Origin of the sequence: Stenotrophomonas sp. GbtcB23, assembly GCF_019091045.1 — a bacterium.
GTDB classification, from domain to species: domain Bacteria; phylum Pseudomonadota; class Gammaproteobacteria; order Xanthomonadales; family Xanthomonadaceae; genus Stenotrophomonas; species Stenotrophomonas rhizophila_A.
The window spans coordinates 17,968-38,246 of record NZ_JAGXKC010000015.1; the positions used below are offsets into that span (position 1 = coordinate 17,968).

The window sequence follows — 20,279 nt, forward strand, 5'->3', positions numbered from 1 at the left end:
CACCGAAGGCCGCTCATCGGACACCTCGACAGGCGGAGACTGGCGCGCCGGCGCAACGGATGAAACTGGAAACACTCAACACCCCACGCAGGAAGATCCGCGTTGATGGTGTACGCAACGGAGATGACGCGGCTTCCATGATTCCATCAACGCGTCGGCAGATGCTCAAGCAGCGTCTTCGCCAAGCGGTCATAGTCGCCCTTGAAATGGTGGTCGCCCGGCAACGCAATCACCGTGGCGCCGCCCTTCGGCAGCTCCGGGCACAGTGCATCGCCATCGTCCTCGCCGTACAGGCACACGGTCCGGTCCGCCGGCAACCGGGCGATCTCCGGGGCAATGGGCAGGCCATCCGCGCCGCCGCCCAACCAGTTGGTGACGTGGAATTCGTAGTCCGCCTTGCGCCCTACCGACATCAGGCCGATCAATGCGATCGACCCGCGCGTGGCCGGGTCGAGCTGGTTGATGGCGGCCGGCAGGACATCGGCGCCCTGCGAGAAGCCCACCAGCAGCAGCCGCTTGCGTTGCCACTGGCTGCCGTAATGACGTGCGATGCGTTCCAGGTCGCGGGCGAAGCCTTCGGGCGTGCGCGCCGTCCAGAAATAGCGCAGCGAATCGAGGCCGACCACCGAAATGCCGTTTTCGCTGAGCGCGGCGGCCACATCCTTGTCCAGCCCCGCCCAGCCGCCGTCGCCGGAAACAAAGATGGCCAGGGTGTCGCCGCCTTTCTGCGCGGGCACTTCCACCACCGGCAAGCCGTTGAGGCCATCCGGCGGCGGCGCCAGGCTGACACCCTTCTGCGCCCCGATCACGTTGGCGGCTGCCAGCAGTCCGGGCAGATCATCGCCCCGCGCGGTGCGCTGGAACTGCCGCCCCATCTCCACCTTGTGCACGAACGCTGTGGCGTCACCTGCCGCGCACTTGCGGTCACCGGCGGCGTTCAACCACGGAAACGCCAGCTCCGCCGGCTGCAGGCGGCCATGGCTGACACCGGCGCCGCACACCGCGCGCTCGCGCGCCTGGTCGGGGCAGAACCCGGTGGTGATCAAGCCGGCGAAGACCTGCGTATCGGCCTCCGCCGCCACTGCATAGGCCAGCTCGGCGCCGCTGCCATCGCCGCCGATCAGCGGCAGGTGGTAACCGGGCACGTGCAGGTACGCCTGGAACCAGCGCGAGAAATTCTCCACGTCGCCTGCGCCAAAGCTGCACTTGCCGCCCCCTTCATGCGCCAGACCGGCGCGCAGCCGGGCGACATCGACCTGGGCCACCAGGGCGCCCTGCGCGCGCAGGGCCTCGATGCGCTCGCGCGTGCGCTGGGGTTCACTGCCACCATCGAACCAGACCACCACGCGTTGCGGGTGGCCTTCCGGCGCGTGGATCGGGACGTCGTTGAAGCGCCCGTGGCTGACCTGCTGCGGCGCCGCCGGGGCCGCTGCGGCCCCCATCATCGACACCAGGCCCAGCACCACTCCCAGTCCCCTGCCCACACTGGCTCGCCGCATCGTCACGCATCCCGGAAAAGTCGCCCCACGATACGCCTTTTTATTTTCGTGCAGCCTCTTCACGTCGCGCCTGCCGCCACAACTGCAGCGCAGCCACGAACAACCACAGCACCACCGCGGCGATCACCAGCTTCTGCCCGGCACCGCGCGGTGGGCCCCGCCACAGCACGTGCAGCCACAGCAGCGCGAAACACAGCCAGGCCCACCACCACGCGGCGCTGGCCCAGCGCGCCCACTGCGGGTCGGCACGCAGGTACCAGCTCTGCAGCAGCATCGCCACGCTCACGCACAGGAACGCGGTGTTGGCCGCCAGGCCATGGACCAACGGGGCCAGCAGCGGCGCCTGCCCGGGCAGCCAGCTGTCGCCGATGGCCACGCCCATCAGCCCCAGTCCCGCCACGCAGAACAGCAGCGGCGCCGCCGCGCTGCGCCGCGGCGAGCGGCTGGCGGCGTGCAGCGACCAGGCCAGCAGCATGATCGCTACGGCCAGTACGCAGTAGGCGGTCCGCAGCGCAAGGCCCCACGGGCCATGCAGGTACAGGCTCAGCGTGGCCTGCACCCAGTCAAGGTCGTGGCGTGCCCATTGGGTCCACAAGGCGGTCAGCACGAACCCGGCCAGCGCCAGCAGCGCCAGGCCGGCCACATGGGCGTGGGCAGGAAGCTTCATCGCAGGCAGTGCTCAGGGCGCGGCATCGGGGTGGCGCAGCCGCCAGGCCGCGAGGGCGGCGCGATAACGCTGCAGCTCGTCGCTGTACAGGTCCAGCACGCACAGCGGGCAGCCGCTGCCGCAGCACTCGTTGGGGCCGGGTTCTTCCGGCGGTTGCGGGCGCGGATCTGGATCGGGCGTGGCGGATGGGAGAGGAACGGGCATGGCGTGAGCGACGGATTTCAACCGGTGCAGTGTAATCGACCGCTGTCAGTACCCGAGTCGCCGGCGCAGGTTGGCCCGCGCCGGCGCATCCAGGCGCTGGTGGAAGAACTCGCTGAGGAAGATGCGCGGGCTGCGCAGCAGGTGCTTGAGGAACCGCCGCCGGTTGAGCCGGAACAGGAAGCCGGGCACATGCCCGGCGTATTCCTCCGCGATGCCACGGTCGTAGGCATCGAACACGTCGGGCGGCGCGCCCAGGATGGCCATGTCGCAGTCCAGGAACAAGGCCGCTTCGGGGTCAACGTCGGCGGTGCCCAGGGTGCCATGGCGCGCGGTCAGCAGGATCAGCTGTTCGATCCGGGCCACATCCACGCCGGCGCCCGGCAGCCAGCGCTCCACCTGCGCACGTGCCAGCGCGGCCGAGCGGGCTTCGTTGTCGTTGCGCCCGGCCTCGTAGATCGCATCGTGGTACAGCGCGGCGAGCTGCACTTCGCGCGGGTGCACCCAGCCCGGGCCGTCGGCCACCGCCTGGCAGTGCAGCAGCACCGCGCGCACGTGGGGGTAGCCGTGATAGGCCCGCGGGGGCGTGGCGTAGGCGGCTTCCAGGTCGGCCTGCATGGCCGCCGGCATTGAAAGCGGGGAGAAGGTCATGACGGCATCATTGGCCGGTCCCGCGGCGGATGGCAAGGGCGCTGGCTGGTGAAACAGGCCGACAAGCGGTGCGCCGGCTGCCGGGCGTCGGCCTAGACTGCAGCAACGAAGGCTTCGTCATGCCCGCGAGGTGACCGCGATGAACGGCTGGAAATCCCTTGCCCTGTTGGCCCTGTTGGCCGCCGCACCGACGCCGGTGCTGGCCGCGCCTGCGGATACCGCTGCCGCGCAGGCCCCGGCCGTCGACCCCATTCCCTCTCCCCAGCAGATCCTGGCCATTCCGCCGGATCTTCGCGCGTTGCTGCAGGAACGGGTGATCGCCCCGGTCAGTTCGCGCGAACAACGGCTGGTGCGCTTGGTGCACCTGATCTTCGACGAAGACGCGATGCACCTGGAGTACGACCCGTATGCCACCCACACCCTGGCCGAAACGTGGAAGACGCACCGCGCCAACTGCCTGTCCTTCACCCTGATGTTCGTCACCCTGGCGCGCGCGGCGGGCATCGATGCCCGGGTACAGGAGGTGGCACAGGTGGTCACCTGGCACCAGGACCAGGGCGTGATCTACAACGTGGGCCACGTCAACGTGGGGCTCAACCTCAACGGTCGCACCGCCGTGGTCGATCTGGACCGCAACGTGCTGTATGACCGCTACGGGCCGCGCCCGATCACCGAGCAGCGCGCCCTGGCGCACTTCTACAACAACCGCGGTGCCGAACACATGGCCGAGGGAGACACCGCGCAGGCGCGCGCGTACCTGGACGCCGCGCTGGCGATGGCACCGGCCTTCCCTGCCGGCTGGAACAACCTGGGCGTGCTTGATACCCGCGAAGGCCGCCTGGACCAGGCCCGGAAGGATTACGAGCAGGCCCTGCAGCTGCAACCGCGGCATGCGGCGGCGCTGACCAACGCCAGCGCGTTGTATCGCAGGCTGGGCGATGCGCGCCGCGCTGACGTGCTGGCCAAGCGGCTGGAACAGGTGCAGAAAAGCGATCCCTTCGCGCAGTTCCGGTTCGGCAACGAAGCCGAACAGCGCCACGACTATGCGCAGGCCATTGAGTACTACCGGCAGGCGGTGCGCCTGTACAGCAGTGCGCACCAGTTCCATTTCGGGCTGGCACGCGCGTACTTCCTGGCCGGCAACACCCGCCGCGCGTCACTTGAAATGCTGCGCGCCCGCGACTTGGCCGGCGAAGATGCCGACGTGCTGCGGGCGACCTACCAGGCCAAGCTGGACAGCCTGCAGAAATGGCGGGAACGCACGGCCAGCAATTGAATGGCGGCGTGCCGCCGCTGATCCGTAACGACCAACGGTCGTTACCTACGCCTTTTTCAAAAAACAGGTCTTCAGGACCAGGCCCTTGATCTTGTCCGAGTTGCCTTCGATGTGCTCGGCATCGTCTTCGACCAGGCGGATGTTGCGGATCACGGTGCCCTGCTTGAGCGGGATCGACGAGCCCTTGACCTTCAGATCCTTGATCACGGTGACGGTGTCGCCGCTGGCCAGCGTGTTGCCGTTGCTGTCACGCACGACCAGGCCCTGGCCGCCTTCATCGCCGGCCGCCCACTCATGGCCGCAGTCGGCGCAGATCCACAGCGCGCCATCGGCATAGGTGTTTTCCAGGGTGCATTGCGGGCAGGCGGGTGCGGCGGACATGATGAAGCCTTCAGGTTCGGAACAACCCCCATTGTAACCGCCCGGCCCGGCCAGGCCTTGCACCGGCGGCCCGCTTGCCGCACAGTGCGCGCCCCCTGACCTCCGGCCCGGCCCCGCATGAAAATCGGCATCGACTTTGGCACCAGCAACTCCGCCGCCGCCGCCGTGGTGGACGGCCGGGTCGTGCCGATCCGGTTTGGCGAGGCCGAACAGTTCCGCACCACGGTGTACTTCCCCGAGGTGATGCGCGATCCGAACGACTTCGAACTGACCCCGGCGCTGGAGCACGAACTGGCCCGGTTGATCGACGCGGCCGCGCGCGACGCCCGCGCCGCCGGGCAGGAACGCGCGCCGGATGCGCTGCGCCGGGAGGCCCTGCGCGTGGTGCGCCGGCAGTGGATGGAAGAGCAGATGCGCGCGCCGCTGAGCTCGACCAAGCTGCTGCAGAACGCGGTGTACGGGGATGAGGCGCTGGAAGCCTACTTCGAGGAGAACGAAGGCAACCTGGTGCAGAGCCCGAAATCGATGCTGGGCTACAACCTGCACCCGCGCGCGCGCCAGACCATCACCGGTATCGCCACGCACATCCTCGAGCACATCCGGCTGACCGCGTCGCGCCAGCTCGACGCGCCGGTGCGCACCGCCACGCTGGGCCGCCCGGTGCAGTTCCGCAGCTCGATCGGCGCGGCCGGCAACGACCAGGCGCTGGACATCCTGCACACCGCCGCGATCGCCGCGGGTTTCGACAGCGTCGATTTCCTGGAGGAACCGGCTGCCGCAGCCATGCATTACCACGCCGAAAGCGCGCAGGAACATGACGCGGTGGTGGTCGACATCGGCGGCGGCACCACCGATGTGGCGCATGCGCGGGTGGGCGGCGTACAGGCCCCGAAGATCCATCGCGCATGGGGTATCGCGCGCGGTGGTACCGATATCGACCTGGCCTTGAGCCTCGGCGCCTACATGCCGCTGTTCGGCCGCGGCCACAGCCGCGTGCCGGCGCACCACTACGTGGAGGCCGCGATGGTGCAGGACATGACCCGCCAGCGCGATTTCCGCCAGCACAACTACCGCGAGGCCGAGGCGCCGTGGGGCGCGCGCCTGCAGGCGCTGCAGGACACCGGCAACACCGCACGCCTGTACCGCGAGGTGGAGCGCTGCAAGATCGCCCTGAGCAGCGCGCCAGAGCACACCAGTGCGCTGGACTTCATCGAACGCGGCCTGGGGGTGGATGTCGACCCGTCCCGGCTGGAAGCGGCGGCCGGCAGCTACCTGGGCGAACTGACCGGGTTGCTGGAACAGGTCCGCGCCGATATCGGGCACGACCCGGCGGCGATCTTCCTGACCGGCGGCATGTCACGCGCGGGCTATCTGCAGGCGGCGGTGGCCGCTGCCTTCCCCGGCTCGACGCTGGTGCGCGGCAACCCCTCGTTCGGCGTGGTGCACGGCCTGGCGTGGGCCGCGGCAGCTTGAACCTTCGGCCGCGAAGCCCCGTGGGACAAGGGTTTCCGGCCGTGAAACCCTCGCATTAACAAAACGTTACGCCGAAAGCGCTATCATCTTTCGGCTTCGATGCGCAATGCGCATGTCGTACCCAGCCTCGAAGAGGCCACCATCCTCGCCGATACCGCCGCCGTCCGGATCCGTCCGCGGCGCTGGGATCGTCTATCGCTGTGATCCGGCTCGTTCCCAGCATGCAGCACCCCCTGAGCCGCCAAGAGATATTCGATTGGGCGAAATCGCCAAGGCCGACCCCATCGACTGCCGCCGCTGCGACGCAGTCTGTTGCCGGCTGTCGGTCACCGTCATGCCTGACGACGCGGTACCCGGCTACCTGCTGGATACCGACGAAGCGGGCCGCACCGTGATGGCGCGCAACGACGAAGGTTGGTGTGCCGCGATCGACCCCTATCACCTGCGCTGCACCATTTATTCGCAGCGTCCCGCGATCTGCCGCCAGTTTGCGATGGGCGGCGATGACTGCCGCCTCGTGCGGCAGGACTACCGTCGACAACAGCACGATGCGTCGACGATTTTTTTCACGCTACACCCATGACAGGAGCATCCATGGCCCGTTCGCCAAAGACCTCCCCCAAGGCAGGCAACACCGTTCGCGTTGACCGCAAGCAGGGTTCCAACACCGCACTGAGCAGCGCCAGCATCGCTGCCGATCTGGCTGCGTTCCGCAAGAGCGGCGGCAAGATCGAAGTACTGGGCAACACCCTGGCGCTGAAAAAGGCCGGCTGACGCCGCTGCCGTCCGCACCGGCCCCAGGCCGGTGCGGGGGCCGCACTCAGCGGCCGCCCAGCGAGACCCGCACGTTGCCCGAATGGGCATTGATCGAAATATCGCCGTCACCGCCGCCCAGGCGCGTGTCCAGGCTGCGACCCGGGCCATAACGCGGCCGTTCCACCTGGCCGGCATCGGACTGGATGTCGCCACTGAAGGTCTTCACGGCCAGCTGCGCCGAGACCTTGGCCGGCAGGCGCAGGGCGATCGACCCGCTCACCGTCTGCAACGTCACCTTGCCACCCGGCGCCAGGCCGGACGCTGCCACGGTGAGGTTGCCGGAGACCGCTTCGGCGGCCAGGCGCTGCACCTGCGCCGTGTCCAGGCGGATGCTGCCCGATACCGTTTCCGCCGAGACCTCACCGCCCATGCCGCCGCCGGCCTGGATCGAACCGCTGACCGCACGCAGGGCCATGCGCTGGCTCTGTACCTGCGCGCGGATATCGCCGCTGACGGTACTCAGGCTGGCTTCGGCCGTGCGCCCGGCGGCCGAGACATCGCCACTTACCGCATTGGCCTGCAGGCGGCGCAGGTCGACCTCGGCCACGTCGATGTCGGCACTTACCGTGCCCAGCTGCACTTCCACCGAGCGCGGCACCCGCAGCTCCAGCGTGGCGCCGCCATTGTTGCCGTTGCGCGGGTAGATCACTTCCCAGCGCACCCGGTTGGTGCTCTTGTCCTGCTGCAGGCGCAGGCCATCGGCCATGCTGCCGGTCAACGCCACTTCATTGCGATCCCAGCCCCGCACGGTGACCTTGCCGGCGATGTTGCTCACTTCCACGCGCCCGCCCGCGGCCAGCGGATGGCGCTCGTCGACGCGGGTGGCGGCCTGCGCGGCCAGGGGCAGCAGCACGGCCAGGGCTGCGGTGAAACGAAGGGTGTTTCGCATGGGACTCTCCTTCAGGATGGCAGGCCAGCGGCGTTGACGGCCTGCTGGGTAAGTTCAAGGCGCAGCGCGTAAGTGCGCTGCAGCTGGGTAAGCAGGTAACCCGAGCGCGGGTTTTCGGCGATGGCCGCGCGGATGTACACGGCACTGGTATCCAGTTCGTGCAGCGCCGGCTGCCAGTCCGCGCCGATCGGGGCCGCTGGCAGCGTGGCCATCGCCTGCTGGTACTCGGCGGCGATCACGTCGGCCTGCCGTTGCAGGGGCGACGGGCGCGGCGTGGGCGGCGTGGAGGTGGGTACCACCATCAGCACCGCCAGCGCGGCGGCCAGGCCCAGGCCGACGCGCAGCGACCAACGGCGCGCACGCGGTGCCGGCGCAGCGGCTGGCAGCGCAGCCACGCGCGGCGGAAGCTGCGCAGCGATGCGCTGCCAGGCATCCGCCGGCGGCAGTCGTTCGGCGGGCAGCGCGCGCAGGCGCGCCTGCAGATCGGAATCGAGGTCGTGGTTGTCGTTCATGCCGGTTCTCCCAGACGCGCGCGCAACAGGCCGCGCGCGCGGTGCAACTGTGCCTTGGAACTGCCCACCGCCATCTGCAGCTGGTCGGCAATCTCCTGGTGTTTCCATCCTTCGATGTCGTGCAGTACCAGCACCGCCCGGGCGCGCGGCGGCAGGGTCTCCAGCGCGCGCTCCAGGTCCAGGCTGGTCCCCGCGCAGCGATCCACTGCCGGCACTGCCGCCAGCAGGTCCCAGCCTTCTTCGCCGCTGTCGCCCGCGTCGCGGGCGGCATTGGCGCGAAGCTCCATCAGCGCCGCATTTACCCCCAGCCGGTGCAGCCAGGTACCCAGGCTGCTGTCGAAGCGGAACGCCGGCAGTGCGCGCCAGGCCTGCAGGAACGCTTCCTGGAGCGCATCCTCGGCACGCGCGGCATGACCGCCGCACAGCCGCCACAACACCGCATACAGGCGCGGCGCGTGCCGATGGTAGATGCGCTCGTAGGCGGCGGTGTCGCCGGCCACCGCCGCCCGCACCCACGCGCACTCGTCGGTGGAATCGGCGTCGTTGGCAGCGCGGAGGGCGGGCATGGTCGTATCGAGCATATCCCTTGGATGCGGGGTCGATCGAAAAGGTTTAAACCTTTCCGGCACCCGCGGCATCCAATCTCCTGTCACCACGCCGGGCGTGGTCCCAGGAGTTGCCCATGTCCCCCAGTTGCCTTGCCCTTCTGCTGTCGCTGGCCAGCGCGTGCACCCTGCCGGGAAGCCCGGTGACGCTGCGGGTGGCACTGCCGCCGCAACCGGACCTGTGCGTGCAGTACCAGGACCATGCACCGCTCTGCGTTTCAAGGCTGGTCGGTGTGCTCTCGCAGCCGCGCAGGGCCCGGCGCTACCGCGCGGGGTAAACTGACGCCCCCACGTCGAACCCCGGTTTCCATGAAAGAACACCTGCCCACCTGGACCCATGAGTGGCTGCAGTACGGGGCGCCTGCCCTGAAGATCCTGCTGACCCTGCTGGTGGCGTGGCTGCTGCGGCTGGTCGCGCGCCGGCTGCTGCGCCGCGTGGGCGAGCACTACACGCTGCCACCGGAGATGGTGATGGGCGCGCGCCGGGTGTTCACGTTCGTGGTGTATTTCACCGTGCTGCTGGTGGTGCTGCAGATCATCGGCGTGCAGGCCAGCGTGCTGTGGACCGCGTTCACCGGCTTTGCCGCAGTGGGCGCGGTGGCCTTCTTTGCCGCGTGGAGCGTGCTCTCCAACATCTTCTGCACCCTGCTGATCTTCACCACCCGCCCGTTCCGGCTGCACGACTACATCGAGGTGCTGGAGAACGGCGAGAAGCCCGGACTGAAGGGCCGCGTCATCGACGTCAACCTGATCTACACCACCCTGCAGGAAAACAGCGGCGGCCACGAAGGCACGGTGCTGCAGATTCCCAACAACATGTTCTTCCAGCGCACGGTGCGCCGCTGGCGTGATCCGTCGCAGGCGCCGGGCGGCATCCAGGGCGACGGGTGATCCGGCGTCAGCGCAGCTGGCTGTCCTTGCTGCCCCGCCGGTTGTACATGCCCGCATCCTGCTGCGCGGCATCCTCGGCCTCCTGGCAGCGCACGCACAGGCGCACGCCGGGCACGGCACGGCGCCGCGCTTCGGGGATGGGCGCTTCGCATTCCTCGCAATGGGTCAACCCCGGACCGTGGCGCAGCTGCGCGCGGGCGCGCTGGATCGCGTCATCCACGGTCGCGTCGATCTGGTCCTGGACGGCGCCGTCGCCTGCCCACCCTGTGGCCATGCCGCATCTCCCATACCGTTGCCCGAGCGCCAGCATAGATCCGGCCGGGCGACGTCGGTTTACGGCCGGCTGAACATCCACCGCTTCCAGTGAACCGTTCAGCCCGGCATCACCAGATCAGGTCGTCGGGCACCTGGAACTGCGCGTAGTAGGCATCGTCCTCGGCATTGCCGGTGCTGGGCTCGGCGGACGGGGCGCGATCCTTGCCGTTGTCGAGCACGATCACGGCCGGATCGCGTTCACGGATCTTGTCGGCGGCCGCACGCGGCACCAGCTCGAAGCCCTCGCCCAGCCGCACGATCACCAGGCTGCCCGCAGCCAGCTGGCGGCGCAGCATCTCGTTGACCAGCAGCGTGCGGATCAGGGTGCCGTCGTTGAAGCGGTACTCGCTTTCGCCTTCGCGCTTGACCCGGTTGCTTTCGATGATCTGGCGCACCTGGGCCTGCAGCTCCTGCAGGCGGTTCTTTTCCTTGCGCTCGGCTTCCAGCGCGCGGTCGCGCTCGGCCTTTTCCGCCCGCAGGCGCTCGGCCTCGCGCTGGCTGTCGGTGGGCGCTACCGGGGCCTTGCCGTGGCGGGCCTTCACCTGCTCGCGTGCGGCCTGGGACACCTGGGATTTCTTGACCAGCCCGGCCTTGAGCAGCTGTTCCTGCAGGGGATTTGCCTTCGCCATTGCCTTTGCATCTGTTGGTGCGGGATTCCAGCCGTCATCATAGCGGCATGACCGCCCTGAAGTACCTTGCCGGCTACCCCGACGCCCTGCAGCAGCAGGTGCGCGAGCTGATCGCGGCCGATCGGCTGGGCCCCTGGCTGGAACGCCGCTATGCCGAGCTGCACACGGTGCGCAACGACCGTCAGCTGTATGACTACACCCAGGCCCTGAAGGAGCGCTACCTGCGCCAGTCGGTGCCGTTGTCCAAGGTGATCTACGACAGCCGCCTGCAGGTGCTCAAGCACGCACTGGGCACCCATACCACCGTGTCGCGGGTGCAGGGCAGCCGGCTCAAGGCCAGCCGCGAGATCCGCATTGCCAGCGTGTTCCGCGAGGCACCTGCCCCGTTCCTGAAGATGATCGTGGTGCACGAACTGGCGCACCTGAAGGAATCGGACCACAACAAGGCGTTCTACCAGCTGTGCACCCACATGGAAGCGGACTACCATCAGCTGGAGTTCGACCTGCGCCTGTACCTGACCCACCTGGAGCGGGCCAGCGGCTGACGCTCAGCCGATACCGGCCCAGCGCAGCGCGGCGGCCGCCGCCGCACCCAGCACCACCACTGCCAGAAATGGCAGGCGCAGCAGCAACGCCACGGCCGCCACGGCCAGCGCGGCCAGGCGGGCATCCAGCGCCACCGACGCACCGGCAGCCACCGCGTTCATGGCGGTCAGCGACGCCAGCAGGCCGATCGTGAGCGTGCCGGCCACCCGGGTCATGCGCGGCGACTCCAGCCAGCGCGCCGGCACCAGCCACCCGGCCAGCTTGATCGCATAGGCCGCCACGCAGCCCAGCAGCAACCATGCCCACAGGCTCATACGTGCTCCCCGGACGAACGCGGCTCAACGTCCGGCTCCAGCCCTTCATCGCGTGGACCGGGCACGAACGCGCCCCACACGGCCGCCACCGTGGCCGCCAGCAGGATCGGAATGCCCGGTGGCACCCACGGCAACGCCAGCACCGTGACGAGCGCGGCCACGATAGCGATGGCCACCGCATCACGCTGGCGCAGCCGGGGCCACAGCAACGCCAGGAACGCCGCCACTGCGGCACCGTCCAGGCCCCACCGGCGCGGATCACCCAGCGCGTCGCCGGCGATGGCGCCGACGGCGGTGAACAGGTTCCAGAGCAGGAACACGCCGACGCCGGCGGTCCAGAACCCGCGCCGCTGCTCCAGCGCCACGGTCTGGCTGGACGCGGTGGCGGCCGATTCGTCGATGGTGATCTGCGCACCCACCCCGCGCCGCCAGCCGCGCAGCCCGAGCATCCGGTTCATCTGCATGCCGTATACCGCGTTGCGCACGCCGAGCAGCGTGGCGGCGGTGAACGCGGCGGAACCGGCACCGCCGCCCGCGATCACGCCGATGAACGCAAACTGCGAGCCGCCGGTGAACATCAACAGGCTCAGCGCCTGCGCCTGCCACGGACTCAGCCCGGCCGCCACCGCCAGCGCACCAAAGGAAATGCCATACAGGCCGGTAGCCACGGCAATGGAAAGGCCGACTTTCACGGCAGCGGACGCGCGCCAGTTCATCATCGGATCATGCCAGCAGCGGCGCGGGGCCGCAGCCCTGTCACGCGCAGCCCCGGCCCCGAGCCAGTACACTCCCCGCCCGCGTCCCGCTTTGTGCTGCCTGCCTGATGACCGATCCGATCCGACTCGACAAACACCTGACCCGCCTGATCGGCTGCTCGCGGGGCGACGCCCAGCGCTTCATCGAGGGAGGCTGGGTGACCGTCAACGGTGTGGTGGTCGAACAACCGCAGGCGATGGTCACCGATGAAGTGGTGGTGCTGCGCGAGAACGCCGAGGCGACCCGCGCCGAGACGGTCAGCATGCTGCTGCACAAACCAGCCGGGATGCGCGCTGATGCACTGTGCGCACTGGTCACGCCGGAGACCCGCAGCGAACTGGACGCCACCGGCGTGGCCCTGCTGCAGCGGCACTTCCACGCGCTGCAGCTGGTGATGCCGCTGGCCGATGAGGACAGCGGCCTGGTGGTGGTCAGCCAGGACGGCCGCGTGGTGTCGCATCTGAAGGACCGCGGCGCGACGCTGGAGCAGGAATACCTGGTCGAGGTCAGCGGCGAGCTGGTGCCCTACGGCATGAAGCGGCTTGCGCACGGCCTGAGCTTCCGCAACTGGCCGTTGCCGCCGTGCAAGGTCAGCTGGCAGAACGAAACCCGTCTGCGCTTTGCGATCAAGCCGGTGGCCCCCGGCCAGCTGCGCGACATGTGCCGGCAGGTCGGGCTGGAGGTCATCAGCGTGCGTCGCCTGCGCATCGGCCGGGTGGCGATGGGCAAGCTGGCCCCGGGCCAGTGGCGCTACCTGGCGCCGGACGAACGCTTCTGAGCCGCGCACGCAACCCGCAGAAGCCACTGTGGCGCCGCGTGCTGCGCGGCGCGGGCATCCTGCTGGCGATCGTGACCCTGCTGGTGCTCAGCGGGCTGCTGCTGGGCGACCACCTCACGCCCAAGGCGATGGGACCGCGCAGCACCGTGCTGCCGCTGCAGCCGGCACAGAGCGCGATCGATCGCGAGGTGGTGCGCCTGCAGGCCGAGCACCCGGACCAGTCCGGCGTGGCGTTCCTGTCCGAAGGGCTGGATGCGTACGCCGCGCGCGCGGTGATCACCCGCCATGCCGCCCGCAGCCTGGACCTGCAGTACTACATCTGGAAGGACGACCTGATCGGCCACCTGATGGCGCAGGAGCTGTACCAGGCCGCCGAACGTGGCGTGCGCGTGCGCCTGCTGCTGGATGACATGAACGCGCAGGACAAGGATGCATTGATGATGGCGCTCGATGAGCACCCCAACATCGAGATCCGCCTCTACAACCCCTTCCGCAACCGCGATGGACTGTGGCGGCTGGTGGAGATGGTGCAGCGCTTCTTCAGCGTCAACCACCGCATGCACAACAAACAGTGGATCGCCGATGGCCGGATCGCCATCGTCGGCGGACGCAACATCGGCGAGGAATACTTCAGCGCGCGCAGCGATGTGAACTTCCGCGACCTGGACCTGATCGTGGCCGGCAAGGCGGTGCAGCAGGCCAACACGATCTTCGATGCGTACTGGAACAGCGACGCGGCGGTCCCCGTGGCCGCCCTCGCCTTCCACACCCCGGCCCAGCTGCGCCTGCTGATGCTTGAATCGGCACACGAGGCCAAGCTGGCGGCCGCCCGACCCTATCTTGAGCGCGTCGAGCGTTCGCCGGCAGCGCGTTCGTTCTACACCGATGCGGTAGACCTGCACTGGTCGCCGGGCGTGGAGATCGTGTCCGATCCGGCGATGAAGCACCGCCGCGACGACCCCGCCAACTGGCTGGTCACCCGCCTGGTGCGCGAACTTGAGGCCACCCGCCACAAGGCGCTGTTGATCTCGCCCTACTTCGTGCCAGGCGAGGAAGGCACGCGCGGGATGGCCGCGATGGTGCAGCGCGGCGCCTACGTAGGCGTGGTCACCAACTCACTGGCCGCCAATGACGTGGCGGCCGTGCACAGCGGCTACATGCATTACCGTGCACCGCTGCTGCGCGATGGCGTGCACCTGTACGAACTGCGATCGCGCGGCGCGGGTGGCGGCAGCGGCGGCCTGTTCGGCAGCAGCGGCGCCAGCCTGCATACCAAGGCCTTCATGATCGATGACCAGCGTGGCTTCGTCGGCTCGTTCAACCTGGACCCGCGTTCTGCCTACCTCAACACGGAGATGGGGGTGCTGTTTGATGATCGGGAACTGGCCGCGCAGTTGCGCGCGGAATACCTGCGCCTGGCCGATCCGAAGCAGAGCTATTGGGTGACGCTGGGTGCCGATGACCAGGTGCGTTGGCTGGATCGGGCCGAACAGCCCCCGCAATTGCTGGATCGAGAGCCGGACACCTCGTTCTGGCAGCGCGCCAGCGCCCGCGCCATCAGCTGGTTGCCCTTGGAATCCCAACTTTAGGAGCAGCCACGCGGGGCGTGGCGCTACGCGTCGGCCGACTCGTCCGCCTCCAGCGTTTCCACCGCGCGACCATGCAGGCGGCGCCAGATCCACTGCAATGCATGCGCCGGGGTGTCATGCAGCTGCTCCAGCAGCGCCAGCGCCTGGGCCTGGCTGATCCGGCCATGCCGGCACAACAGGCTGGCCGATGCCCCGGCACGCGCGAAGTGCAGGCTGGCCGCCAGCCCACCGCCTGTCGCATCGGCGTCGCGCAGCAGCGCCTGGTGCACCGAGGGCGGCAGTTCCCAGGCCGCCGCGATGCGGCTGGCCACCGGCAGGGTCCAGGCATCCAGCAGGGTGCCGGCAAGCTGCGGTGACGGCAGCACAGCCTGTTCACGGGCAACGTCCAGCAGGTGTCGCATCACCAGGGCCGCGCCAAGGCCTTGGGTCAGCCCCATCCACTGCGCGGCGAAGCCGTCTTCATGGGTCACCAGGCGGGCGTGATCGGCTGCGGCCCGCGAGGCCAGCAGCGCGTGCTCCCAGACCACGGTTCCGAACTGCGGAAAGGCGTCGCTGTGCAGTTGCATCACCGGTTGCACCAGCACCGCGCTGATGATCTGGCGGATGCCCTCGGTACCGACCAGCGTGACCGCACGCTGCAGGCTGTCCACCGGCTTGGCCTGCAGCCGGTAGACCGGGCTGTTGGCGATGCGCAGCAGGTTGCCGGTCAGCACCGCATCCTGGCTGATGATCGAGGCCATGCTGCGCGCCGAGGCATCGCTGTCGTTCACGGTCTGGATCAGCTGTGGCAGCAGCTGCGGCCGGCGCGGCAAGTGCCGGGCCGACCAGTCCTGCGCCTCCAGCGCTGCCGCCACCGCCGCCAGCAGGGCCGCGTCCTGCGCGACGGTGGCCGGCGCGCTGCCGCTGCCCGGCCGCAACGCCAGTGCGTGCAGGCCGGCCTGCAGCACCTGGTCCGCATCGCCACTGCAGGGCTGAGGCGGGGTCGGCGGCTGCGGCTGCGTACGGGCCCGGCCGCCGGTACTACCCGGCGCCGGTCCCGCCTCCGCCGGGCGGCGATACCAGCCCCACCCCAGAAATGCCACGACCAGCACGCCGACCCCCGCCAGGATCGCCATCATCGGGCCGCGCCCCTGCCGGTGCGGCACCGCACCCGAATTGTCGCCACTGCACCCACGTGTTCCGTCCTGGCTTGCCGGTACTGCGCACCGTTGCCACGGCATCGGCCCGGAACGGGGCAACTTTAGCGGGCGATGGTCACCCCGCCCTGACAACACCGTCCGGCGGAATGCACTAGAATGGCGCCGCGCGACCCGTCCTGACCAACCGACGACGTCGCTTTTTTTGTTTTACACCCACCTTTTGCTGGTGCGTTCGCCGGCGTTTGCCGTCGTTCGCAGCATCGGAGTCGCCATGTTATTTGAAACCCTCGAAACGTCCGGCCATGAACAGGTGGTGTTCTGCCACAGCCGCGATGCCGGTCTGAGGGCCATCATCGCCATCCACAACACCACGCTGGGTCCGGCGCTGGGCGGTGTGCGCATGCGCCCTTACGCCAGCACGGACGACGCGCTGGCCGACGCGCTGCGGCTCAGCCGCACGATGACCTACAAGAACGCGCTGGCGGGCTTGAATGTCGGGGGTGGCAAGGCGGTGATCATCGGCGACCCGCGCAAAGACAAGACCGAAGTGCTGTTCCGCGCGTTCGGCCGTTACGTGGATTCGCTCGGCGGGCGCTACATCACCGCCGAGGACGTCGGTACCGACGTCAATGACATGGAAAACATCTACCTGGAAAGCGAGTACGTCACCGGCGTGCACCAGGTACACGGCGGCTCGGGCGACCCGGCCCCGTTCACCGCCTACGGCGCGCTGCAGGCGCTGATGGCGGCCATGCAGCACAAGCTCGGCCACGAGGAAGTGGGCAAGGTCAGCATCGCGGTGCAGGGCCTGGGCCATATCGGCATGGAACTGGTGAAGCTGTTGCGGGATCGCGGCGCCAAGCTGTTCGTCACCGATCTGGACCCTGTGCTGGTGGAGCGCGCGGTGACCGAGTACGGCGCCGAGGCGGTCAAGCCCGATGACATCTACGACGTCAACGCCGATGTGTTCGCGCCCTGCGCGCTGGAAGGGGCGATCAATGCGCAGACCCTGCCGCGCCTGAAGTGCAGAATCGTCTGCGGCACCGCCAACAACCAGCTCTCCACGCCAGAGATCGGCGATGAGCTGCATGCCCGCGGCATCCTGTATGCCCCGGACTATGCGGTGAATGCGGGCGGGGTGATGAATGTGTCGCTGGAAATCGACGGCTACAACCGCGAACGCGCGATGCGCCTGATCCGCAGCATCTACCACAACCTGGGCCGCATCTTCGCGCTGTCCCAGCAGGAAGGCATTGCGCCGCAGCGCGCCGCCGACCGCATCGCCGAAACCCGCATCCAGTCGATCGGCAAGCTGAAGATGCCGCTGGGTCGTGCGCGCCCGCGACTGGGCACGCTGCGCGGCGGGTGATCCCAACGGGCAGATGAAAAAAAAGGGCGCGATCAACTCGCGCCCTTTTTTGTTGCCTGTCGCGCCTGGATCAGAACGCGGCGGCGTACCGCAGCGCGACCTGGCTGAGGTCGCCTCGCGGGCCGAAGCGCTGGTCGTAGCCGAACGAGAGCTGCGAGTTGCGCGTCAGCCAGGACTGCACCGACAGGCCGAACAGGCCGCCGGAGCGGGCCGGCTGCAGCCCGGCCACCGGCGCCCAGGCATCCACGCCCACGAAGCTGGCATCGAAGGCCAGGCCATCGCTGGACAGCGTCTGCTGCCACTCGGCATAGCCGCGCAGCGACCAGCCACGCAGGCGCGTTTCCGCTCGCAGGCCGGCCAGCGCCTGGCTGCGGCTCGACGCGCGGCTGTCCGCACGCAGGCCGAAGCCGAAGCCGCCGTCTTCGCTGAAGCTGTCGCTGTCCAGGCGCGCGTAGTCCGCACCGAGGTACGGCGTCAACGATGCCCCGGCACCGCCGAAGCGGTAGCCCGATTCCACGCTGGCGGTGCTGAAGTTGCCGCCGTAACGGGCATTGACCCCGTACTGCCCCGCGCCCAGCAACAGCTGGCGGTCGATCTCGCGGGTGAACTGGCCGGCGCCCAGCTGCGCCAGGGTGTAGGCCGCACCACTGTTCCAACCCGCGTACAGCTGGGCCTGCGACTGGCGGTCACGACCGCTGTCGCCGCCCCACTCGCGGCTGCTGTTGCTGCGCGTTTCGCCAAAGGCAAAGCCCATGACGCCGTTGCTGCCCAGCGCCATGTCCTGGCCCATCATCCAGCCCTGGGTCTGGAAGCCGCTGCCGGCGAAGCTGCCCTGCCCGGCCTCGCCCAACGCACTCTGCCAGGCGCCGCGCAGGCGCGGTGCGGCGGACACGGCATCGAAGCGCGTCGACAAGGCGCGGCGATTCATGTCGAGGTTGTCGAAGGTCATGCCGTTGGCCAGGCTGTGCGCCTTGCCCGACAGGCTTTCCAGGCTGGCCTCCAGGCCGGCCGCGCCCTGCACCCGCTGCAGCTCGCCGGCCGCATCGGCAAAGCCCGGCGTGCCCGGACCGGTGCCGGTATCGAGCAGGTCGAACGCCTGTTCCACGCGCAGGGCCGAGGCGGCCGAAATGGCACCCAATCCGGCCGACGCCGCAGCGCCGGAAACGCTCACGCGGTTGATGTTCAACCCGGCCGAGTAGTGGTCATAGGTGAACGTCGCATCCAGCAGCACGACGTTGCCGAGCGCGGTGTAGCGATCGAACGTGCCGGTCAGGCCCTGGGCGGCGGTAATCAGCTCCTGCCGGACACCCGTCCGCGGCACATAGCCTTCCACCGCGCGGTCGATCAGTACCGTACCGCCGTTGAGCTGGGCGGTGCCGGTCACCTTCAACGCCTGCGCACCCAGCGCGGTCGAGAACACGCCGGTGGCCTCGTGGGTGTAGTTGCCCTGGATCACGGCGGTAACGCCGGCCTCGAACAGGTACAGCGTGCCGCGGTTGACCACGTTGCCGGTAACCCCGGTGGTACCGGCGCGGAACTGCAGGCCGCCGGCCTGCAGGACCTGGACGTCGGAACCCAGCGACGCGCCGTCGGCCAGCGAGAGCGCGCCCGAGCGGACGATGGTGCCGCCGGTGTAGGTGTTCTTGCCGCCGAGGATCAGCGTTCCCGCGCCGGACTTGTCCAGTCCGCCGGCACCGCCGATGTTGTTGCTCCAGGTGCTGAAGTTGGACGAACCCGGCAGGTCGACCACCATGGTGCCCCAGTCGAACCGGCCGGGGCCGTTGATCGCCTTGCCCACGTTGAGCAGGCCGTAGCCGAACACGCTGTCCACGCCGGCCGCGCCCAGATCGGTGGCGGTGCCGAGGAGGGTCTGCCGCACCTGGTCGTTGCTGAAGTACGGGTACTTCTGCCAGACCAGCGCCGCCGTACCCGAGACCAGCGGGGCCGCGTAGGAGGTACCGCCGCCCCAGAGGTAGCTGGGGGTACTGCCCGTGGTGCTTGCGGGGTCGACAAACACCGCTTCGCCTGGCGCGGCCAGGCAGTAATTGGCCGCCACGCCACAGGCGTTGGCGTAGGACGCCAGGGTGTCGGGCTGGTTGGAATTGACCGCGGTGACTGCCAGCCAGCCACGCTCCAGGTCGGCGGCCGGGCGGGTACCATTCGGGCCGGCCTGGCTCGGCAGTGCGGCCATGTTGGACGGGTCCGCCTTGCTTTCGTTGCCGGTGGCAAATACCACCAGGCCGTTGTTGGTGGTGATGAAGGGCCGATACTCGGCCGCAATGGCAGCGGTCGCAGCCGGGTTGGTCCAGTACAGCCCGCCCCAGGAGTTGTTCATGATCTTCACACCGTCGGCGATCAGATCCTGGTGCACGGTGGCCAGTCCCAGCGCGCCATCCACCTGGTTGCCGTTGCCGGTGCCGTCATCGACCGGCGCCTTGTCGGCGATGATGCGCGCCGACACGATCTGCGCCCCCGGGGCGACCCCGCCCGGCCAGTCGCCGTATGCGGCGCCAGCGGCCAGCGACGCCACGGTCGTGCCATGACCGACCACATCGTCCACCGCCAGGTTGTTGGTGCGCGGATCCACGTAGTTGTGGCTGGCAACGACCCGGCCGGCCAGCGTGGGATGGGCACGGTTCACGCCGGAATCGACCACGCCGATCCGGATCCCGGCACCGGTCAGGTCCTGCCGGTCCTTGCCGTTGATGATGGCAAGGTGCGCGTCGATGGCCGGCTGGGTCGGCTTGACCGGCGGCGGCGTCACCGGCGGCACCACCACGACTGGTGGCGTGACCGGCGGCACGACCGGCGCTACCGGCAGGTCCCCCTTGCTGTTGCCGCTGCCGCCACCGCACGCGCTCAAGGCCACGGCCAGCGCGGCGGCCAGCACGTTCCTGCTGAAAACTACCTGATTCATCCCTGCTCCCCAAAACGTAATTGAAACCACGCGTTGCGTCCCGCCTGTCCGGCCGACACCGGTGGT

24 protein-coding genes are annotated in these 20,279 nt (G+C 69.0%); 10 read left to right on the plus strand and 14 right to left on the minus strand.

The annotated features are described in order from the left end of the window. Positions 1–146 precede the first annotated feature (146 nt). Genes KVS69_RS08335 through KVS69_RS08350 form a run of 4 tightly spaced genes read right to left on the minus strand, consistent with a single transcriptional unit; the run spans position 147 to position 3,018 of the window. Positions 147–1,499, minus strand: a complete 1,353-nt coding sequence (locus tag KVS69_RS08335; RefSeq protein WP_217537734.1) for an AcvB/VirJ family lysyl-phosphatidylglycerol hydrolase — start codon at positions 1,497–1,499, stop codon at positions 147–149. Positions 1,500–1,539: 40 nt separating this feature from the next. Next, complete coding sequence (locus tag KVS69_RS08340; protein ID WP_217537735.1) at positions 1,540–2,166, minus strand: DUF998 domain-containing protein; 627 nt, start codon at positions 2,164–2,166, stop codon at positions 1,540–1,542. Between the two features lie 12 nt (positions 2,167–2,178). Then, positions 2,179–2,370, minus strand: coding sequence for an oxidoreductase-like domain-containing protein (locus KVS69_RS08345; RefSeq protein ID WP_068853587.1), 192 nt, complete (start codon positions 2,368–2,370; stop codon positions 2,179–2,181). A 45-nt stretch (positions 2,371–2,415) separates the two neighbouring features. Next, positions 2,416–3,018: a hypothetical protein gene (locus KVS69_RS08350; protein WP_210130808.1), complete on the minus strand. Its 603-nt coding sequence runs from the start codon at positions 3,016–3,018 to the stop codon at positions 2,416–2,418. A 139-nt stretch (positions 3,019–3,157) separates the two neighbouring features. Here KVS69_RS08350 and KVS69_RS08355 point away from each other — a divergent pair, with 139 nt between their 5' ends. Next, positions 3,158–4,294 carry a tetratricopeptide repeat protein gene (locus tag KVS69_RS08355; RefSeq protein WP_217537736.1) on the plus strand — a complete coding sequence of 379 codons (1,137 nt, stop codon included), beginning with the start codon at positions 3,158–3,160 and terminating at the stop codon, positions 4,292–4,294. Between the two features lie 45 nt (positions 4,295–4,339). Here KVS69_RS08355 and KVS69_RS08360 read toward each other — a convergent pair whose 3' ends face one another. Then, positions 4,340–4,675: a zinc ribbon domain-containing protein YjdM gene (locus tag KVS69_RS08360; RefSeq protein WP_068853590.1), complete on the minus strand. Its 336-nt coding sequence runs from the start codon at positions 4,673–4,675 to the stop codon at positions 4,340–4,342. Positions 4,676–4,792: 117 nt separating this feature from the next. Here KVS69_RS08360 and KVS69_RS08365 point away from each other — a divergent pair, with 117 nt between their 5' ends. The 3 genes from KVS69_RS08365 (at position 4,793) to KVS69_RS08375 (ending at position 6,922) form a co-directional block, all read left to right on the plus strand. Next, complete coding sequence (locus KVS69_RS08365; RefSeq protein ID WP_095363530.1) at positions 4,793–6,148, plus strand: Hsp70 family protein; 1,356 nt, start codon at positions 4,793–4,795, stop codon at positions 6,146–6,148. 256 nt (positions 6,149–6,404) lie between these two features. Continuing rightward, positions 6,405–6,731, plus strand: coding sequence for a YkgJ family cysteine cluster protein (locus KVS69_RS08370; protein ID WP_254622086.1), 327 nt, complete (start codon positions 6,405–6,407; stop codon positions 6,729–6,731). Between the two features lie 11 nt (positions 6,732–6,742). Then, positions 6,743–6,922, plus strand: a complete 180-nt coding sequence (locus KVS69_RS08375; RefSeq protein ID WP_068853593.1) for a hypothetical protein — start codon at positions 6,743–6,745, stop codon at positions 6,920–6,922. Positions 6,923–6,968: 46 nt separating this feature from the next. Here KVS69_RS08375 and KVS69_RS08380 read toward each other — a convergent pair whose 3' ends face one another. From KVS69_RS08380 to KVS69_RS08390, 3 genes are read right to left on the minus strand one after another with little or no spacing between them, the layout of a single operon-like run. Further along, entirely contained in the window at positions 6,969–7,853 is an 885-nt protein-coding gene (locus KVS69_RS08380; RefSeq protein WP_210130810.1) for a DUF4097 family beta strand repeat-containing protein, read from the minus strand. 11 nt (positions 7,854–7,864) lie between these two features. Next, the gene (locus KVS69_RS08385) at positions 7,865–8,365 is read right to left on the minus strand and encodes a hypothetical protein (RefSeq protein WP_217537737.1); all 501 of its coding nucleotides are present in this window, start codon (positions 8,363–8,365) and stop codon (positions 7,865–7,867) included. Next, the gene (locus tag KVS69_RS08390) at positions 8,362–8,946 is read right to left on the minus strand and encodes a sigma-70 family RNA polymerase sigma factor (RefSeq protein WP_217537738.1); all 585 of its coding nucleotides are present in this window, start codon (positions 8,944–8,946) and stop codon (positions 8,362–8,364) included. The genes KVS69_RS08385 and KVS69_RS08390 overlap by 4 nt, the downstream gene beginning before the upstream one ends. A gap of 101 nt (positions 8,947–9,047) precedes the next feature. Here KVS69_RS08390 and KVS69_RS08395 point away from each other — a divergent pair, with 101 nt between their 5' ends. Beyond that, positions 9,048–9,248 (plus strand): hypothetical protein, encoded by a 201-nt coding sequence (locus tag KVS69_RS08395; protein WP_217537739.1) that lies wholly within the window; start codon positions 9,048–9,050, stop codon positions 9,246–9,248. A 31-nt stretch (positions 9,249–9,279) separates the two neighbouring features. Then, on the plus strand, positions 9,280–9,861 hold the full coding sequence (locus KVS69_RS08400; RefSeq protein WP_217537740.1) for a mechanosensitive ion channel family protein: 582 nt from the start codon (positions 9,280–9,282) through the stop codon (positions 9,859–9,861). Positions 9,862–9,868: 7 nt separating this feature from the next. Here KVS69_RS08400 and KVS69_RS08405 read toward each other — a convergent pair whose 3' ends face one another. Then, positions 9,869–10,135, minus strand: a complete 267-nt coding sequence (locus KVS69_RS08405) for a DksA/TraR family C4-type zinc finger protein (RefSeq protein WP_068853598.1) — start codon at positions 10,133–10,135, stop codon at positions 9,869–9,871. 109 nt (positions 10,136–10,244) lie between these two features. Next, on the minus strand, positions 10,245–10,805 hold the full coding sequence (locus KVS69_RS08410; RefSeq protein WP_217537741.1) for a DUF2058 domain-containing protein: 561 nt from the start codon (positions 10,803–10,805) through the stop codon (positions 10,245–10,247). A gap of 47 nt (positions 10,806–10,852) precedes the next feature. Here KVS69_RS08410 and KVS69_RS08415 point away from each other — a divergent pair, with 47 nt between their 5' ends. Beyond that, a complete protein-coding gene (locus KVS69_RS08415) occupies positions 10,853–11,350 on the plus strand; it encodes a M48 family metallopeptidase (RefSeq protein WP_093533469.1) in 498 nt (165 codons plus the stop codon). Between the two features lie 3 nt (positions 11,351–11,353). Here the strand turns inward: KVS69_RS08415 and KVS69_RS08420 are convergent, their stop codons facing one another. Together KVS69_RS08420 and KVS69_RS08425 are read right to left on the minus strand one after the other, a co-directional pair. After that, entirely contained in the window at positions 11,354–11,665 is a 312-nt protein-coding gene (locus KVS69_RS08420; RefSeq protein WP_068853601.1) for an AzlD domain-containing protein, read from the minus strand. Next, positions 11,662–12,381, minus strand: a complete 720-nt coding sequence (locus KVS69_RS08425) for an AzlC family ABC transporter permease (RefSeq protein ID WP_217537742.1) — start codon at positions 12,379–12,381, stop codon at positions 11,662–11,664. Before KVS69_RS08425 ends, KVS69_RS08420 begins: the two co-directional genes overlap by 4 nt. Before the next feature lie 107 nt (positions 12,382–12,488). On the opposite strand from KVS69_RS08425, the gene KVS69_RS08430 reads away from it, so the two are divergent. Together KVS69_RS08430 and KVS69_RS08435 are read left to right on the plus strand one after the other, a co-directional pair. Beyond that, positions 12,489–13,199 carry an rRNA pseudouridine synthase gene (locus KVS69_RS08430; RefSeq protein ID WP_217537743.1) on the plus strand — a complete coding sequence of 237 codons (711 nt, stop codon included), beginning with the start codon at positions 12,489–12,491 and terminating at the stop codon, positions 13,197–13,199. 38 nt (positions 13,200–13,237) lie between these two features. Continuing rightward, on the plus strand, positions 13,238–14,788 hold the full coding sequence (locus KVS69_RS08435) for a phospholipase D family protein (protein WP_345776799.1): 1,551 nt from the start codon (positions 13,238–13,240) through the stop codon (positions 14,786–14,788). Positions 14,789–14,811: 23 nt separating this feature from the next. Here KVS69_RS08435 and KVS69_RS08440 read toward each other — a convergent pair whose 3' ends face one another. Next, the gene (locus KVS69_RS08440) at positions 14,812–15,906 is read right to left on the minus strand and encodes an HDOD domain-containing protein (protein WP_254622087.1); all 1,095 of its coding nucleotides are present in this window, start codon (positions 15,904–15,906) and stop codon (positions 14,812–14,814) included. A gap of 292 nt (positions 15,907–16,198) precedes the next feature. Between KVS69_RS08440 and KVS69_RS08445 the strand changes: the two genes are divergently transcribed. Next, on the plus strand, positions 16,199–17,296 hold the full coding sequence (locus tag KVS69_RS08445; protein WP_210130816.1) for a Glu/Leu/Phe/Val dehydrogenase dimerization domain-containing protein: 1,098 nt from the start codon (positions 16,199–16,201) through the stop codon (positions 17,294–17,296). Positions 17,297–17,366: 70 nt separating this feature from the next. Here KVS69_RS08445 and KVS69_RS08450 read toward each other — a convergent pair whose 3' ends face one another. Further along, a complete protein-coding gene (locus KVS69_RS08450) occupies positions 17,367–20,213 on the minus strand; it encodes an autotransporter serine protease (protein WP_217537744.1) in 2,847 nt (948 codons plus the stop codon). Positions 20,214–20,279 lie beyond the last annotated feature (66 nt).

Coding starts and splice junctions, on each gene's coding strand:
- KVS69_RS08360 (WP_068853590.1), bottom strand. CDS start 4,675: ATGTCCGCCGCACCCGCCTGCCCGCAATGCACCCTGGAAAACACCTAT.
- KVS69_RS08445 (WP_210130816.1), top strand. CDS start 16,199: ATGTTATTTGAAACCCTCGAAACGTCCGGCCATGAACAGGTGGTGTTC.
- KVS69_RS08390 (WP_217537738.1), bottom strand. CDS start 8,946: ATGCTCGATACGACCATGCCCGCCCTCCGCGCTGCCAACGACGCCGAT.
- KVS69_RS08420 (WP_068853601.1), bottom strand. CDS start 11,665: ATGAGCCTGTGGGCATGGTTGCTGCTGGGCTGCGTGGCGGCCTATGCG.
- KVS69_RS08335 (WP_217537734.1), bottom strand. CDS start 1,499: ATGCGGCGAGCCAGTGTGGGCAGGGGACTGGGAGTGGTGCTGGGCCTG.
- KVS69_RS08400 (WP_217537740.1), top strand. CDS start 9,280: ATGAAAGAACACCTGCCCACCTGGACCCATGAGTGGCTGCAGTACGGG.
- KVS69_RS08350 (WP_210130808.1), bottom strand. CDS start 3,018: ATGACCTTCTCCCCGCTTTCAATGCCGGCGGCCATGCAGGCCGACCTG.
- KVS69_RS08345 (WP_068853587.1), bottom strand. CDS start 2,370: ATGCCCGTTCCTCTCCCATCCGCCACGCCCGATCCAGATCCGCGCCCG.
- KVS69_RS08430 (WP_217537743.1), top strand. CDS start 12,489: ATGACCGATCCGATCCGACTCGACAAACACCTGACCCGCCTGATCGGC.
- KVS69_RS08425 (WP_217537742.1), bottom strand. CDS start 12,381: ATGAACTGGCGCGCGTCCGCTGCCGTGAAAGTCGGCCTTTCCATTGCC.
- KVS69_RS08415 (WP_093533469.1), top strand. CDS start 10,853: ATGACCGCCCTGAAGTACCTTGCCGGCTACCCCGACGCCCTGCAGCAG.
- KVS69_RS08440 (WP_254622087.1), bottom strand. CDS start 15,906: ATGATGGCGATCCTGGCGGGGGTCGGCGTGCTGGTCGTGGCATTTCTG.
- KVS69_RS08405 (WP_068853598.1), bottom strand. CDS start 10,135: ATGGCCACAGGGTGGGCAGGCGACGGCGCCGTCCAGGACCAGATCGAC.
- KVS69_RS08340 (WP_217537735.1), bottom strand. CDS start 2,166: ATGAAGCTTCCTGCCCACGCCCATGTGGCCGGCCTGGCGCTGCTGGCG.
- KVS69_RS08410 (WP_217537741.1), bottom strand. CDS start 10,805: ATGGCGAAGGCAAATCCCCTGCAGGAACAGCTGCTCAAGGCCGGGCTG.
- KVS69_RS08395 (WP_217537739.1), top strand. CDS start 9,048: ATGTCCCCCAGTTGCCTTGCCCTTCTGCTGTCGCTGGCCAGCGCGTGC.
- KVS69_RS08375 (WP_068853593.1), top strand. CDS start 6,743: ATGGCCCGTTCGCCAAAGACCTCCCCCAAGGCAGGCAACACCGTTCGC.
- KVS69_RS08365 (WP_095363530.1), top strand. CDS start 4,793: ATGAAAATCGGCATCGACTTTGGCACCAGCAACTCCGCCGCCGCCGCC.
- KVS69_RS08450 (WP_217537744.1), bottom strand. CDS start 20,213: ATGAATCAGGTAGTTTTCAGCAGGAACGTGCTGGCCGCCGCGCTGGCC.
- KVS69_RS08385 (WP_217537737.1), bottom strand. CDS start 8,365: ATGAACGACAACCACGACCTCGATTCCGATCTGCAGGCGCGCCTGCGC.
- KVS69_RS08355 (WP_217537736.1), top strand. CDS start 3,158: ATGAACGGCTGGAAATCCCTTGCCCTGTTGGCCCTGTTGGCCGCCGCA.
- KVS69_RS08380 (WP_210130810.1), bottom strand. CDS start 7,853: ATGCGAAACACCCTTCGTTTCACCGCAGCCCTGGCCGTGCTGCTGCCC.